Source organism: Variovorax humicola (assembly GCF_037889915.1).
Lineage (GTDB): Bacteria > Pseudomonadota > Gammaproteobacteria > Burkholderiales > Burkholderiaceae_C > Variovorax > Variovorax humicola.
The window spans coordinates 91212-106557 of the sequence record NZ_JBBKZV010000002.1 but is presented as its reverse complement, the minus strand read 5'-3'; the positions used below and the strand labels follow the sequence as shown (position 1 = coordinate 106557).

The 15346-nt window shown below is 63.8% G+C and carries 13 protein-coding genes; 9 read left to right on the top strand and 4 right to left on the bottom strand.

Going from position 1 to position 15346, the window contains the following annotated elements:
* The first annotated feature begins 9 nt into the window (after positions 1–9).
* Complete coding sequence (locus WKW80_RS04250) at positions 10–1452, top strand: aldehyde dehydrogenase family protein (protein WP_340362305.1); 1443 nt, start codon at positions 10–12, stop codon at positions 1450–1452.
* A gap of 122 nt (positions 1453–1574) precedes the next feature.
* Positions 1575–2489: a LysR family transcriptional regulator gene (locus WKW80_RS04245; protein ID WP_340362304.1), complete on the top strand. Its 915-nt coding sequence runs from the start codon at positions 1575–1577 to the stop codon at positions 2487–2489.
* Positions 2490–2583: 94 nt separating this feature from the next.
* On the opposite strand, the gene WKW80_RS04240 is transcribed toward WKW80_RS04245, so the two are convergent.
* The 3 genes from WKW80_RS04240 to WKW80_RS04230 form a co-directional block, all read right to left on the bottom strand.
* The gene (locus tag WKW80_RS04240) at positions 2584–3882 is read right to left on the bottom strand and encodes an MATE family efflux transporter (RefSeq protein ID WP_340362813.1); all 1299 of its coding nucleotides are present in this window, start codon (positions 3880–3882) and stop codon (positions 2584–2586) included.
* A gap of 176 nt (positions 3883–4058) precedes the next feature.
* Positions 4059–4634 (bottom strand): DUF2239 family protein, encoded by a 576-nt coding sequence (locus WKW80_RS04235; RefSeq protein ID WP_340362303.1) that lies wholly within the window; start codon positions 4632–4634, stop codon positions 4059–4061.
* A gap of 123 nt (positions 4635–4757) precedes the next feature.
* Positions 4758–5243 (bottom strand): hypothetical protein, encoded by a 486-nt coding sequence (locus tag WKW80_RS04230; protein WP_340362302.1) that lies wholly within the window; start codon positions 5241–5243, stop codon positions 4758–4760.
* A gap of 152 nt (positions 5244–5395) precedes the next feature.
* Between WKW80_RS04230 and WKW80_RS04225 the strand changes: the two genes are divergently transcribed.
* Together WKW80_RS04225 and WKW80_RS04220 are read left to right on the top strand one after the other, a co-directional pair.
* Positions 5396–7756, top strand: coding sequence for a Tex family protein (locus tag WKW80_RS04225; RefSeq protein WP_340362301.1), 2361 nt, complete (start codon positions 5396–5398; stop codon positions 7754–7756).
* 86 nt (positions 7757–7842) lie between these two features.
* The gene (locus WKW80_RS04220; RefSeq protein WP_340362300.1) at positions 7843–8913 is read left to right on the top strand and encodes a patatin-like phospholipase domain-containing protein; all 1071 of its coding nucleotides are present in this window, start codon (positions 7843–7845) and stop codon (positions 8911–8913) included.
* Between the two features lie 31 nt (positions 8914–8944).
* On the opposite strand, the gene WKW80_RS04215 is transcribed toward WKW80_RS04220, so the two are convergent.
* Entirely contained in the window at positions 8945–10237 is a 1293-nt protein-coding gene (locus tag WKW80_RS04215; protein WP_340362812.1) for an MFS transporter, read from the bottom strand.
* Positions 10238–10435: 198 nt separating this feature from the next.
* Between WKW80_RS04215 and cyoA the strand changes: the two genes are divergently transcribed.
* The 5 genes from cyoA to WKW80_RS04190 all read left to right on the top strand — a co-directional run bounded on the left by cyoA (position 10436) and on the right by WKW80_RS04190 (position 15346).
* Complete coding sequence (gene cyoA, locus WKW80_RS04210) at positions 10436–11488, top strand: ubiquinol oxidase subunit II (protein ID WP_340362299.1); 1053 nt, start codon at positions 10436–10438, stop codon at positions 11486–11488.
* Between the two features lie 20 nt (positions 11489–11508).
* A complete protein-coding gene (gene cyoB, locus WKW80_RS04205) occupies positions 11509–13512 on the top strand; it encodes a cytochrome o ubiquinol oxidase subunit I (RefSeq protein WP_340362298.1) in 2004 nt (667 codons plus the stop codon).
* A gap of 1 nt (position 13513) precedes the next feature.
* On the top strand, positions 13514–14146 hold the full coding sequence (gene cyoC, locus WKW80_RS04200; protein WP_340362297.1) for a cytochrome o ubiquinol oxidase subunit III: 633 nt from the start codon (positions 13514–13516) through the stop codon (positions 14144–14146).
* A 61-nt stretch (positions 14147–14207) separates the two neighbouring features.
* Positions 14208–14615 (top strand): cytochrome o ubiquinol oxidase subunit IV, encoded by a 408-nt coding sequence (gene cyoD / locus WKW80_RS04195; RefSeq protein WP_340362296.1) that lies wholly within the window; start codon positions 14208–14210, stop codon positions 14613–14615.
* Positions 14612–15346: an SURF1 family protein gene (locus tag WKW80_RS04190; RefSeq protein ID WP_340362295.1), complete on the top strand. Its 735-nt coding sequence runs from the start codon at positions 14612–14614 to the stop codon at positions 15344–15346. The genes cyoD and WKW80_RS04190 overlap by 4 nt, the downstream gene beginning before the upstream one ends.

The following is a 15346-nucleotide window of genomic DNA, read 5'->3' as shown; positions in this document are numbered from 1 at the left end:
AACACATCCATGACACAACACCACGACAACCTCATCAATGGCGAATGGCTGGCTGGAGCCAGCTATGGCGCGAACATCAACCCGAGCAACCTGGGCGACACGATCGCCGAGTACACCCAGGGCGACGCCACGCACGTCGAAGCCGCCGTGGCCGCTGCCACTGCGGCCTTCCCGGCCTGGGCCACCGGCAGCGTGCAGGCGCGCTCGGACGCGCTCGACAAGATCGGCACCGAGATCCTGGCGCGCCGCGAAGAGCTCGGCACGCTGCTCTCGCGCGAAGAAGGCAAGACCCGGGCCGAAGGCATCGGCGAAGCCACCCGCGCCGGGCAGATCTTCAAGTTCTTCGCCGGTGAATGCCTGCGCCTGTCCGGCGAGTTGCTGCCCTCGGTTCGCCCGAACATCGGCGTGGAGATCACGCGCGAGCCGGTCGGCGTGGTCGGCCTGATCACGCCGTGGAACTTCCCGATCGCGATTCCTGCATGGAAGATCGCGCCGGCGCTGGCCTTCGGCAACTGCGTCGTCTTGAAGCCCGCCGACCTGGTGCCGGGCTCTTCCTGGGCGCTGGCCGAGATCATCAGCCGCTCGGGCATTCCGGCGGGGGTGTTCAACCTGGTGATGGGCCGCGGCAGCGTGATCGGCAATGCGCTGGTGAACCACCCCGGCATCCATGCCATCAGCTTCACCGGCTCGGTCGGCGTGGGCCGCAACATCGCGATCCAGTGCGTGACCAACCAGAAGAAGGTGCAACTCGAAATGGGTGGCAAGAATCCGCAAGTGGTGCTCGACGACGCCGACCTGAACCAGGCCGTCGAACTCAGCGTGCAGAGCGCCTTCTATTCGACCGGCCAGCGCTGCACTGCCTCGAGCCGGCTGATCGTCACCGAAGGCATCTATCCGAAGTTCATCGCTGCAATGCAGGAACGCATGGCGAAGATCAAGGTGGGCGATGCGCTGGCCGCGGGCACGGACATGGGACCGGTGTCGAGCCAATCGCAACTCGACCAGGACCTGGAGTACATCGCCATCGGCAAGGGCGAGGGTGCGACGCTGGCGGCGGGCGGGGAGCGGCTGAAGCTGGGCACCGAGGGCTACTACATGTCGCCGGCGCTGTTCAGTGAATCGGTGGCGAGCATGCGCATCAACAAGGAAGAGATCTTCGGCCCCGTGGCAAGCGTGATCAAGGTCAAGAACTACGAGGAAGCACTGGCCACGGCCAACGACACCGAGTTCGGCCTGTCCGCGGGCATCGCGACGACGAGCCTGAAGTACGCCACGCACTTCAAGCGCCACAGCCAGGCCGGCATGGTGATGGTCAACCTGCCGACGGCGGGGGTGGACTATCACGTGCCATTCGGCGGGCGCAAGGGAAGCAGCTACGGCCCGCGCGAGCAGGGCAAGTACGCGCAGGAGTTCTTCACTACGGTGAAGACGGCGTACACCGGCGCGAACTGAGGCCCCCTCGACCGCACAAAGTCGACCGGCCCCGCGAATGACATGACATCCACGAAGGCGGCCGCACTCTGTACATTCGCCCTGATGAATGTGTCGACTGTGGCTTCGGAAGGAGTGGCCTGATGCACGCCAGCGTCCTCAAGTACTTCATCGAGGTTGCCAGTTGCGGCTCGGTGCGCAAGGCCTCGGAGCGCCTCTTCGTGGCGGCCAGTGCGGTCAACCGCCAGATCCACAAGCTGGAAGACGAACTGGGTGTCGAGCTGTTCGACCGCCTGCCGACCGGCCTGCGCCTCAATCCCGCCGGAGAGCGCCTGCTCAAGCATGCGCAGGAGACACTGCACCAGTTCCAGGTGATGCGCACCGAACTCGATGCACTCAAGGGCGAGCGCACCGGCCACGTGAAGGTCGCCGCGATGGATTCGTTCTTCCACGAGCTGCTGCCGTCCGCGGTGGAGGAGTTCCTGCAGGTCTTTCCCGCGGTCACCTACACCATCACTTCGACCCAGCCGATGGAGGTGGCACAAATGGTGATGGCCGGGCAGGCCGACGTGGGCCTGGCTTTCGTGAACCGGCTTCCCGGCGGCGTGCAGGCGATCCATTTGGCCAACCTGCCGATCGGCATCGTGATGCCGCCGGGGCATCCGCTGGCGCGGTTCAATTCGGTGTCGCTGAAAGACTGCTCACCCTTCCCGTTCCTGCGCTCGAGTTCGTACCCGGTGCTCAGCGCCGCGCTGTCGCCCGAGTTCGCCGCCTTCTGGGACGACATGGAGCCGGCGGCCACCTGCAATTCCACGCCATTGCTCAAGCGCCTCATCATCGGCGGCGCGGGCATCTCCTGCTTCTCGAAGATCGCCTTCATCGAGGAGCTCAAGCGCGGCGAGTTGCTCTGGCGGCCCTTCGACCTGCCGGCCCTCAAGGAGCAGCAGGTCGGCATTCTGGTGCCGACGCAACGCGTGCTGCCGCACGTCACGCAAAACTTCGTCGGGCGCATGGCTCGGCGTCTCGCTCAACTCGAAGCCACTGCCGCTTCACTCTGAACCGGAGAACCTGGCCGTCTTGCTGACCGGTGCCAGCCATGGCATCGGCGCCGCCGTGGCACGCGGGCCGGGCCAGCGGCTACATGACTGGCCCTCACACCAGCCGCTTGAACGTCTTCTTCCGCCACACCAGCCGGTAATAGGCCGCCTGCATCACCAGCATCGCCACGAACGCTGCCGGGTACGCCACCCAAATGCCGTTCAGCCCGATCCGATGGCTCGCGAACACGGCCACCGGCACCTCGACCAGCGCAATGCAGAAGATCGCGATGCCGGTCGGCACCAGCACCGAGCCACTGGCCCGCATGATGCCCGACAGCACCGAGGCCATGCCGAAGACGATGTTGCCCCACAACATGATGTGAAGCAGCGTCTGGGCCAACTCGATCACCGGCTCGCTGGTGATGAACAGTGCCATCAGGTGGCGTGAGAACAGGTAGCCGACCAGCACCAGCGTGCCGGTGAGCACCAGGTTCATCATCAGGCCGGTGCGCGCGATGGCGCCGAGTTTGTCGGAGCGGCCGGCGCCGATGGCTTGCGCCCCGAGGATCGACGAGGTGATCGCGATGGAGATGGCCGGGAACTGGACGTAAGCCACCACCTGGTTCACCGCGCCGTACGCGGCCGTGGCATTGGAGCCGTAGGCATTCACCAGCGAGAGCAGGGCGACTTCTGCCAGGGAAATGACGATCATCTGCAAGCCGGTCGGCACACCGACTTTCAAGACGGTCTTGAGGATCTTCGGGTCGATGCGCATGTGCCGCGCCAATGTGGCATCCGGCGCGAGCGGACTGCGTTTGGCGCGCAGGCGAAAAGCCAGCCACGTCGTCGAGACCATGAACGACACCACGGTCGCCGCCGCGCCGCTGGCGACGCCGAGCTTGGGCAGCCCCATCCAGCCCAGGATCAGCGCGGGCGTCAGCACCAGGCCGATGGAGGTGGAGACGAGCAGCGTGAACAGCGGCGACACGGTGTCGCCCACGCCGCGCAGCATCGCGGTCGACAGCAGGAACACGAACAATCCCGGCATCGCGATCAACATGATGCGTGCGTAGCGCGTGGCTTCGGGCAGGATGTCCGGGGGCGTGCCGAGCGCGACCAGCAGGTGTGTGGTGAAGGCGCCGCCGAACACGGCCACGACCAGTCCCATGGCGATGCCGACCGACAAGGTGGTGCCCGCCACGGCCTTGGCCTTGTCCACGTCGCGGGCGCCCCAGGCCTGGCCGATCAACACCGATGCGCCGGCACCAAGGCCGATGGTGAATGCGATGAAGAAGAACATCACCGGGAAGAAGCTCGACACGGCCGCCATGGCGCCGACACCGATCAACTGGCCCACGTAGATGTTGTTGAGCGTGCCCGACAGTGACTGCAGGATGTTGCTGAGCAGCATCGGCGCAAGGAACACGGCGAAGATCTTCCACAGCGGCTTGCCCTCGACGTAGCCGCGTCCGCGCGGCGGGGTTGGCGGCGGCACGGGCGCAGGCACCGGATCGGCCACGGCCGCGGGTGGCGCCGCGATTTCGCCAGCGATACGGACGTCCTCCGGCTCCAGTTCGTCGCGCCGGTTCATGCGGCGGTCCAGGCGTTGGCCGACAGCCGCGCGAGATGCGACTTGACGTCCTCGGGCCAGCCTGCGACGAACAGCTCGAAGCGTGCCTGCTCGCCGGCAAACAATGCACGGCTTGCTTCCTCGAAATCGGGCAGGTGACCGGCAATGGCGCTCATGAAGCGATAGGAGGTTTCGCGCGATGCACGGACCGCGTCGCGGTCGACGTTGATCCGCCGCGCGTCTTCCACCAGTTTGCGCAGCGCAACCGACGCGCCGCCCGGCTGGCGATTGAGCCAGTCCCAATGCCGAGGCAGCAGCGTGACCTCGCGCGCCACGACACCGAGCTTGGGGCGGCCGACGGTGCGGGGCGGTGGCTCCGGCGCTGCGCTCTCGGTCGAGGCAGCGGGGGCGCCGGGTCGAAGGTCGAGGTCGATCGGTTCGCCGGTAGCGTCATCGAAGACGAACAGCGGCTGTGCGTCTGTGCGGCGTCGCAACTGTGCGATGACTTCGGCGCGCGAACCTGCGGCAATGCGCTGGAAACCCGCGAAAGCAGTCAGGGAGTCTCGTGGAGAGTCTGTGTTACTCGTTGTCATGCCGCATTCTATCCGGGCAAAATATTGGTTTTTTATTATCCGGATAAAATAAACAGGGCAGGGTCAGAATCGACCGCGAGTTCGGCCCCATAGGTTCCAGCTGCTACCAATTTGATAGCAACTTCATTCCGTGCGCTGTCGCAGCGCCCGCCACCAGCGCCGCATGCCAGCCTTGAGCGTGCGGACGGCGCGCCACGGCACACTCTGTCGGACTTCCGACAAAACGCGGTCCTTCCACGTTTTCCAGCGCGGGTACCAAAGGGCGAACAGCGGTATCTCCATCAGTGCCGGCAAGGTCAACTCGAACAGCCGCGCGACAACGGCCGTGCCTGCCAGCTTGGCGCCGATCAGCAAGATGAACCCGGTATTGAAATGGCCTAGGCCGAAAAAATACAAGGCCATGAACTTGACGGGAAACAACGCGACTATCGGGACAAGAAAAACGATCAGCGCGCCCCAGGGCGGCAGTGTCGCCACTTTGCGCTCCAGACGCGCCCAGAGCGGTAGCCGCCCGAATTGCGCCGCCAGCGCGGCCAGCGGCGCCCAGCCCCATTCCTCGAACAGCAACACGGGCACCATCAGCGCCGCGATGACGGCACGCAGCACCATGCGCAACCATGGGCGGGGAGGGAGATTCATCGGGGGCAGCATAGCCCTGTTGTGCTGTGGAATACCGTCGGGACCGTCGTGGGCCCTGTGGCAAACTCCCGCGCTTCAATCGCGCCACCCTTTACGGTGCGTCCCGCAAAGACGTTCAAGATATGCAGAAAATCATTCGCCAGCTTGCAGCAGAGATCAAGGTCGGCGAGCACCAGGTCAAGGCCGCCATCGACCTGCTCGACGGCGGCGCAACGGTTCCTTTCATCGCGCGCTATCGCAAGGAGGCCACCGACGGCCTCGACGACGTCCAGTTGCGCGAACTCGAAGCACGCCTCGGCTACCTGCGCGAACTGGAAGACCGTCGCGCGGCGGTGCTCAAGAGCATCGAGGAGCAGGGCAAGCTGACGCCGGAACTGCGCGCCGCCATCGAATTCGCTCCGACCAAGCAGGAACTCGAAGACCTTTACCTGCCCTACAAGCCGAAGCGTCGCACCAAGGGGCAAATGGCGCGCGAAGCCGGCATCGAACCGCTGGCCGACAGGCTCTTTGCCAACCCGACGCTGAACCCGCAGGAAGAGGCCGCGGCCTTCGTCAAGCCAGCCGCCGACGGGCTCGATTTCTCGACGGTGCAACTGGTGCTGGACGGGGTGCGCGACATCCTCTCCGAACGCTGGGCGGAAGACGCAGCGCTCGTTCAATCGCTGCGCCAATGGCTCTGGAGCGAAGGCCTGTTCAAGTCCAGCCTCATGGCCGGCAAGGACGAGAACAACGCCGATGTGTCCAAATTTCGCGATTACTTTGACTACGACGAGCCGATTGGCCGCGTGCCTTCGCACCGCGCACTGGCCGTGTTTCGCGGCCGCACTCTCGAGATCCTCGATGCCAAGCTGGTGTTGCCGGTCGAGCCCGAGCCGGGCAAGCCGTCGATCGCCGAAGGCAAGATCGCGCTGCATCTGGGCTGGAGCCACGCGGGCCGCGCTTGCGATGACCTGATCCGCAAGGCCGTGGCCTGGACCTGGCGCGTCAAGCTGTCGCTCTCGACCGAGCGCGACCTGTTCACCCGGCTGCGCGAAGAAGCCGAGAAGGTGGCCATCAAGGTTTTCGCGGACAACCTGCGCGACCTGCTGCTGGCTGCGCCTGCCGGCCCACGCGTCGTGCTCGGCCTGGACCCGGGCATTCGCACCGGCGTGAAAGTCGCAGTGGTCGATGCCACCGGCAAGCTGGTCGAAACAGCCACCGTGTTCCCGCACGAGCCGCGCAGGGACTGGGAAGGCTCGCTGCACACGCTCGGCAAGGTCTGCGCCAAGCACGGCGTGAACCTCATCGCCATCGGCAACGGCACCGCCAGCCGCGAGACCGACAAGCTGGCCGCGGACCTCATCAAGCTGCTGGGCAAGATGGCGGCGCAAGCGGGCACGCCCGCCATGACCATCGACAAGGTGGTGGTGAGCGAAGCCGGTGCCTCGGTCTACTCGGCCAGCGAATTCGCGTCGCAGGAAATGCCCGACGTCGACGTGAGCTTGCGTGGCGCGGCGAGCATTGCGCGCCGCCTGCAAGACCCTCTGGCCGAACTCGTGAAGATCGATCCCAAGAGCATCGGCGTCGGCCAGTACCAGCATGACGTGAACCAGAGTGAACTCACGCGCACCCTGCACGCGGTGGTGGAGGATTGCGTGAACTCGGTCGGCGTCGACCTCAACACCGCCAGCGTGCCACTGTTGAGCCGCGTGTCGGGCCTGTCTGCCAGCGTGGCCAAGTCGGTGGTGCGCTGGCGCGAAGCCAACGGTGCCTTCGCGACGCGCAAGCAACTGCTCGAGGTCACCGGCTTCGGCCCCAAGGCCTTTGAGCAAAGCGCCGGCTTCCTGCGTGTGCGCGGTGGCAGCAACCCGCTCGACATCACAGGTGTGCACCCCGAGACTTATCCGCTGGTCGAACAGATCATGGTCAAGACCGGAAAGCCGATCACTGAATTGATGGGTCGCGCCGAGATGCTCAAGTCGCTCAAACCCGAATTGTTCGCCAATGAGAAGTTCGGTGTCATCACGGTGAAAGACATCCTTGGCGAACTCGAAAAGCCGGGCCGCGATCCCCGCCCCGACTTCAAGGTCGCGCGTTTCAACGATGGCGTGGAAGACATCAAGGACCTGGTCGAAGGCATGGTGCTCGAAGGCACGGTCAGCAACGTCGCGCAGTTCGGCGCGTTCGTCGACCTCGGTGTGCACCAGGACGGCCTGGTGCACGTCAGTCAACTCGCCCACAAGTTCGTCAACGACGCGCGCGAGGTCGTGAAGACTGGCGACATCGTCAAGGTCAGGGTGATGGAAGTCGATGTGGCGCGCAAGCGCATCGGCCTCTCGATGAAACTCGACGCCGCACCGCCGCGCCGCGACGGCCCGCGCGACAACCGCTTCGAAGGCGCGGGCCGCGGCCAGCAGCAACACGGTTCGCGCCGCGACAACGCACCGCAACCGTCCAGCCAGATGGCGAATGCCTTTGCCAAGCTGCAGGGGCTGCGCAAATAGGCGAAGCGGGAATTCGAGATGCGCGCGTCGGCGGCCTGCGTTCGTCCGCCTTTCGCTGGCGCACGGATATTGCTTGACCGCACGACATGAAAGCGCTGCGCATCCATGCGGGGCCACTCGCCCGTGAGCACATCGCCCGGCACGGGTTGTTGCCGCAGCACGTCCGCACGATTCCTGGCGCGGCAGGCGGACCGAAGGGCTTGATCCTCGGGCCACTCGACCGCTTCACGTTCGGCGAATGGTTGCCTCGCTCGACCCAGCCCGTCGATCTGGTCGGTGCCTCCATCGGCGCGTGGCGGCTGGCGAACGCATGCCTCGACCACGTGACCTCCGCTTTCGAGCAGTTCGAGCACGGCTACATCCACCAGCACTTCGACGTGCCCGAAGGACAGAGGCGCATGACGGCGCAGCAAGTGAGCCGTCAGTTCGGCAATGACCTGCGCGGCTTCTTTGCAGGTCGCGTGGCCGAAGTGACCCACCATCTGCGCTTCAGGCTGCACGTCATCACCTCGCGCGGGCGGCATATCCTCGGACGCGAAGGCAGTGCACGAACGCCGGTGGGATACCTCGGAGCCTTCGTCACCAACAGCGTGCATCGCCGCAGCCTCGGCGCCTGGCTGGAGCGGGTGGTTTTTTCAAGTCCAGGCGCGACGCTGCCTTTTGCCACACGCGATTTCCGCACGCGGCAGGTGGCGCTCGACGAGGCCAACTTTGCGCCGGCGCTGCAGGCTTCGTGCTCCATCCCCTTCATGCTCGAAGCCGTGCACGATATACCGGGCGCGCCGCCCGGTGCCTACTGGGACGGCGGCATCACCGACTATCACTTGCACCTGAACTACAACAATGCCGACGGCATCGTTCTGTATCCGCACTTCCAGAAGGCCGTGGTGCCGGGCTGGCTCGACAAGGGCCTGAAGTGGCGACACAAGTCGACACATTTTCTTGACCGCATGGTGTTGCTCGCGCCCGACGCCGAGTGGGTCAAGACGCTGCCGAACGGCAAGCTGCCGGACCGCAACGACTTCCTGCGCTACGGCAATGATGTGCAGGGCAGGGTTTCGGCGTGGAGCAAGGCAGCGGCCGAGGCCCAACGGCTTGCAGATGAATGGCAGGAGTGGCTGGAGCGGCCGGACCTGACCCAGGTCGGCGCGCTGTAGCCGACCTGGCCAACCCGGCGGCCTGCGCCGCTCACTCGCGGTTGAGCGTGCGATTGATGCCCAGCGCCAACAGCGTGCAGATCACGCCGGAGAGCAGGTAGGCGCTGAGCGCATAAAGGCCGAAATGGGACGACAGGCCGAGCGCGGTAAGCGGGGCAAACGCCGCACCGATCAGCCACGCCAGGTCGGATGTCAACGCGGCGCCGGTGTAGCGGTACTTGGGTTCGAGATTGCCAGTCACCGCGCCGGCGGACTGCCCGTAGGACAAGCCCAGCAGGACGAAACCGACCATGATGAAGATGTTCTGGTGAATGATCTGGCCGTCGAGCAGGAAGGGCGAGGCCACGGCGAAGATGCCGATGAATACGGCCAACGTGCCGAGCGTGCTGCGGCGGCCGATGCGGTCGGCAATCCAGCCCGAAGCCATCACGCCGAAGAAGGCAACCACGCCGCCGTAGATCTGTACGAGCAGGATGTCGTCGATCGCCTGCGATGAATTGACGATGAGCCACGACAGCGGAAACACCGTCACGAGGTGGAAAAGCGCATAGCTGGCCAGCGCGGCGAACGCGCCGGTCACAAGGCTGCCGCCGCTTGTGTCGAGCAGCTCGCTGACCTTTTCGACAGGGTGCAACTGGTACTTGTCGAGCAACTCTTCGTACTCGTCGGTCACCACGATACGCAAGCGCGCGAACAGCGCCACGACGTTGATTGCAAACGCGACGTAGAACGGATAGCGCCAGCCCCACTCGATGAAGTCGGCGCTGGTCAGCTCGGAATAGAGATAGAGAAACAGGCCGGCCGCGATGACAAAGCCGATGGGCGCGCCCAGCTGTGGAATCATGGCGTACCAGCCGCGACGCTTGGGTGGGGCATTGAGGGCCAGCAGAGACGGCAGGCCGTCCCACGAGCCGCCCAGGCCGATGCCCTGGCAGAAGCGCAACACCGAGAGCAGGATGATCGCCCAAGGCCCGATGCTTTCGAAGCCCGGCAGGAAGGCAATGCCCGCGGTCGCGAAACCCAGCATGAACAGCGCCGCCGTCAGCTTGATGCCACGCCCCCAGCGCCGCTGGATGTTGAAGAAGACGATCGTGCCGATGGGCCGCGCAATGAACGCGAGGGCGAACACCACGAACGAATACAACGTGCCCGGCAGCGGTTCCTCGAACGGGAAGAACACGCCCGGAAACACCAGCACCGAGGCAATGCCATAGACGAAATAGTCGAAATATTCCGACGCTCGCCCCACAATCACGCCCACGGCGATCTCGCTCGGAGCGATGCCGGAGTGTTCTGCATTGAGCTTGCTGACGTCGCGCTCCATGTCGCGCGGCGACAAATCATTTTGTTGTTGGCTGATGCTGGACATCGTGCTCGCTTGTGATTAGGGTGTTGCCACAAATACGGAGGGTCTCATTGCTTGACAAATCTTGCCATAGGACAAAACGTCCAATGCCCTTCATGCGCCTTTGGACGTAGATTCTGCGCGTTCCCGTTCACGCTTACCACCCTTCCGCACGGCATGTCTTCACTCAAGTACCTTCGCGGTCTCATCCTGTTGCCGGCCGTCGCCTTGCTGGCCGGTTGCGACTGGGTGACGATGAACCCTTCCGGCGACATCGCAGTACAGCAACGAGACCTCGTCATCGTTTCGACGATTCTCATGTTGCTGATCATCATTCCGGTGATTGCGCTGACGTTGTTTTTTGCATGGCGGTATCGCGAATCCAACAAGGAAGCCGACTATCGGCCCGACTGGGACCACTCCTCGCAGCTCGAGTTGCTCATCTGGGCGGCTCCGCTGCTGATCATCATTGCGCTTGGCGCGATCACCTGGATCAGCACCCACACGCTCGACCCGTACCGCGAGCTCAAGCGCATCGACCAGAAGCGTGGCCTCGCGCCCAACTCGACGCCGTTGGTGGTCGAGGTCGTTGCGCTGGACTGGAAATGGCTGTTCATCTATCCAGAGCAGGGCATCGCAATGGTGAATGAACTGGCGGCGCCGGTCGATCGGCCCATCCAGTTCAAGATCACGGCTTCCACGGTCATGAACTCGTTCTTCGTTCCTGCGCTTGCCGGCCAGATCTACGCCATGCCCGGCATGGAAACCAAGCTGTACGCCGTCATCAACAAGCCGGGCGAGTTCGAAGGCTTCTCTGCCAACTACAGCGGCGCCGGCTTTTCCCAGATGAAATTCAAGTTCCACGGCCTGGCCGCATCCGGTTTCGACGCCTGGGTGCAGAAAGCCAAGGCGAGCGGCAATTCGCTCGACCGTGCCGGCTACATCAAGCTCGAACAGCCGAGCGAGGCCGTGCCGGTCCAGCGCTACGCGTCCGTGGCGCCGGACCTCTACGACGCCATCCTCAACCGCTGCGTCGAGTCCGGCAAGATGTGCATCAGGGACATGGTGGCCATCGACCGGAGTGGCGGCCTCGGCAAGCCGAGCGCCTACAACCTCGCGTCGACGCCGGCCACCCCCGGTGGCAAGCCGGCACGCACCTACGTCGCTGCCATGTGTAGCATCAACGATCCGGCCGACGCATTTGCGTCGACCGCATCCCGCCCCAACTGATCCTGGCGTCCGCAATCAACATGCTCGATCACCTCGATCTCACCAAGCTCATCTTTGGCCGCCTCACCTGGGAGGCCATTCCGTACCACGAACCTATCCTGATCGCTACATTTGCCGTCGTCGTGCTCGGCGCAGCGGTCGTGCTCGGTGCGCTGACCTATTTCAAGGTCTGGGGATACCTGTGGCGCGAATGGTTCACCAGCATCGATCACAAGAAGATCGGGGTCATGTATGTGATCCTGGGCATCGTGATGCTGCTGCGCGGCTTCGCCGACGCCATCATGATGCGGTTGCAGCAGGCCATCGCCTTCAATGGCTCGGAGGGGTACCTGCCGCCGCACCACTACGACCAGATCTTCACGGCGCACGGCGTGATCATGATTTTCTTCGTGGCCATGCCGCTGGTCACGGGCCTCATGAACTTCGTCGTGCCGTTGCAGATCGGTGCGCGCGACGTGGCGTTTCCGTTTCTCAACAACTTCAGCTTCTGGATGACCCTCACGGGCGCCGTGCTGGTGATGGCATCGCTGTTCGTCGGCGAATTTGCGCGCACCGGCTGGTTGGCTTATCCGCCGCTCTCGGGCCTGGCATACAGCCCTGATGCAGGGGTCGACTACTACATATGGTCCTTGCAGATTGCAGGGATAGGAACACTTCTCTCGGGTGTCAACCTGGTCGTGACCATCCTGAAGATGCGCGCGCCGGGCATGGGCCTGATGAAGATGCCGGTGTTCACCTGGACAGCGTTGTGCACCAACGTGCTGATCGTCGCGGCGTTCCCGGTGCTCACGGCCGTGCTCGCCCTGCTGTCGCTCGACCGCTACGTCGGCACCAATTTCTTCTCGAACGACCTCGGCGGCAACGCCATGATGTACGTGAATCTGATCTGGATCTGGGGCCACCCCGAGGTCTACATTCTGGTCTTGCCCGTGTTCGGCGTGTTCTCCGAAGTCGTATCGACCTTCTCGGGCAAGCGGCTGTTCGGCTACTCGTCGATGGTCTACGCCACGGTCGTGATCACGATCCTGTCCTACCTCGTGTGGCTGCATCACTTCTTCACGATGGGATCGGGCGCCAGCGTGAATTCGTTCTTCGGCATCACGACCATGATCATCTCGATCCCGACGGGGGCGAAGATCTTCAACTGGCTTTTCACGATGTATCGCGGCCGCATCCGCTACGAAGTGCCGATGCTGTGGACCATCGGCTTCATGGTCACCTTCGTCATCGGCGGCATGACGGGCGTGCTGCTGGCCGTGCCGCCGGCCGACTTCGTCCTGCACAACAGCCTGTTCCTGATCGCGCACTTCCATAACGTGATCATCGGTGGCGTGTTGTTCGGCCTGATGGCGGGCATCACTTTCTGGTTTCCGAAGGCGTTCGGCTTCAAGCTCGATCCGTTCTGGGGCAAATGCTCGTTCTGGTTCTGGCTCGTCGGCTTCTATTTCGCTTTCATGCCGCTCTATGCGCTGGGCCTGATGGGCGTGACGCGCCGCCTGAGCCGATTCGAAGACCCCTCCCTGCAGATCTGGTTCCAGGTCGCGGCGTTCGGCGCATTCCTGATCGCCCTGGGCATCGCCTGCTTCCTGGTCCAGCTCGTCGTGAGCTTCATGAGACGCGAACAGTTGCGCGACCTCACGGGCGACCCATGGGACGCCCGCACGCTCGAATGGTCGACTTCGTCCCCGCCGCCTGCATACAACTTCGCCTTCACGCCGGTGATCCACGACAACGACGCGTGGTACGACATGAAGAAGCGCGGCTATGTGCGGCCGTTGGAGGGCTTCATCCCTATCCACATGCCGAAGAATACCGGCGCCGGGATCATCCTGGCCGGCATCAGCTTCGTGTTCGGCTTTGCCATGATCTGGCACATGTGGCTCATCGCAGGCGTTTCGTTCTTCGCGCTGCTTGTCGTCGCCATTGGCCATACGTTCAACTACAAGCGCGATTACCACGTCGGCGTCGACGAGGTCATTCGCACCGAAGCCGCCCGCACCCGACTGCTCGCCAGCAACACCTGACATGACAGCCTCTTCTTCGCTCGCCAACGTGAAGGCGCCCGGCAACGTGAGCTTCTACCTCAAGGAGGAGTACCACGTCGAGAACGGGACGATGCTCGGGTTCTGGATCTACCTGATGAGCGACTGCCTCATCTTCGCGGTCCTCTTTGCGACATACGGGGTACTCGGCCGTAGCTATGCAGCGGGTCCGACGGGCGCCGATCTGTTCGAGTTGCCGCTGGTGGCGCTCAATACCTCGATGTTGTTGTTCTCCTCGATCACCTATGGCTTCGCCGTCCTGGAGATGCAGAAGAACAAGGTGGGTTCGATGCTGCGGTGGCTGGCCGTTACCGGGTTGTTCGGTGCAGCGTTTCTTGGCATCGAACTCTATGAGTTCGCGCACCTGATCCACGAAGGTGCCGGGCCGCAACGCAGCGCGTTCCTTTCGTCGTTCTTCACGCTGGTGGGCACGCACGGACTGCACGTCACTTGCGGCCTCATCTGGCTCGTCACGCTGATGGTGCAGGTCGGAAAGCACGGACTGATTCACGAGAACAAGCGCCGCCTGCTGTGCCTGTCGATGTTCTGGCACTTTCTGGACGTGGTCTGGATCGGCGTCTTTACATTTGTCTATCTGATGGGGTCATTGCCATGAGCGCCGCGCCGGACCACCCCAGGCAAGCTCGCATCGCAGTGCGCAGCACGGAGGTATTTGAATGAGCGCCGATCACGCACACGACGAACACGCACACGACGAGCATGCACACGACGACCACGGCCACGGCGGCGGTGCACCGCACAGCACGTTGAGCGGCTATCTCACCGGCTTCATCCTGTCGGTGATCCTGACCGCGATTCCGTTCTGGCTCGTCATGAGCAAGGTTTTCGACAAGCAGAGCACGACGGTGCTGGTGATCCTGGCTCTCGGGATCGTGCAGATCTTCGTGCACATGATCTATTTCCTGCACATGAACACGAAGGTCGAGGGCGGGTGGTCGATGACGGCACTGGCCTTCACGTTGATCCTGGTCGTCATCACGTTGTCCGGGTCGATCTGGGTGATGTTCCACCTGAACCACAACATGATGCCGATGTCGGTCAAAGAAATGAAGAACATGCCTTGAGGCGTGGTGCACTGGCGGCTTGCGCCGCCGTCGTGGTTCTTTCTTTTGCCGGTTTCATCGCGCTTGGCACCTGGCAGGTCGAGCGGAGGGCCTGGAAGCTCGATCTCATCGACCGGGTCGAGCACCGCGTGCATGCACCCGCGATTGCGGCACCCGGGCGGGAGCGCTGGCCCGAGGTCACGGCCGCGCGTGACGAATACCTGCACGTGAGCGTCACCGGCACCTTTCTCCACGACCGCGAGACGCTGGTGATGGCCGTGACCGAACTTGGCAGCGGGTTCTGGGTGCTGACGCCGCTGCAGGCGCGCGACGGCAGCGTGGTGCTCGTCAATCGAGGCTTCGTGCCGCCAGAGGCGCGTGAGCGCACCGCACGAACCGCCACGAAGCCTGAAGGCGAGACCACGGTCACCGGGCTGCTGCGCATGAGCGAACCGAAGGGTGGATTCCTGCGCAACAACGATGCGGCGAGCGGGCGCTGGTACTCGCGCGACGTTCAGGCCATCGCCGCCGCAAGAGGCCAGGCCGTGGTCGCGCCGTATTTCATCGATGCGGATGCGCCTCCGTCCGCAGGCGAGCGCACCTGGCCAGCGGGTGGGCTGACGGTGATCAACTTCCACAACAACCATCTGGTCTACGCGCTGACCTGGTACGCGCTGGCGCTCATGGTCGCCGGCGCGGCGTGGCGCTTCATGCGCGAGAAGAAGCGGCAAGACAAGGCGGCGGGAAGATAG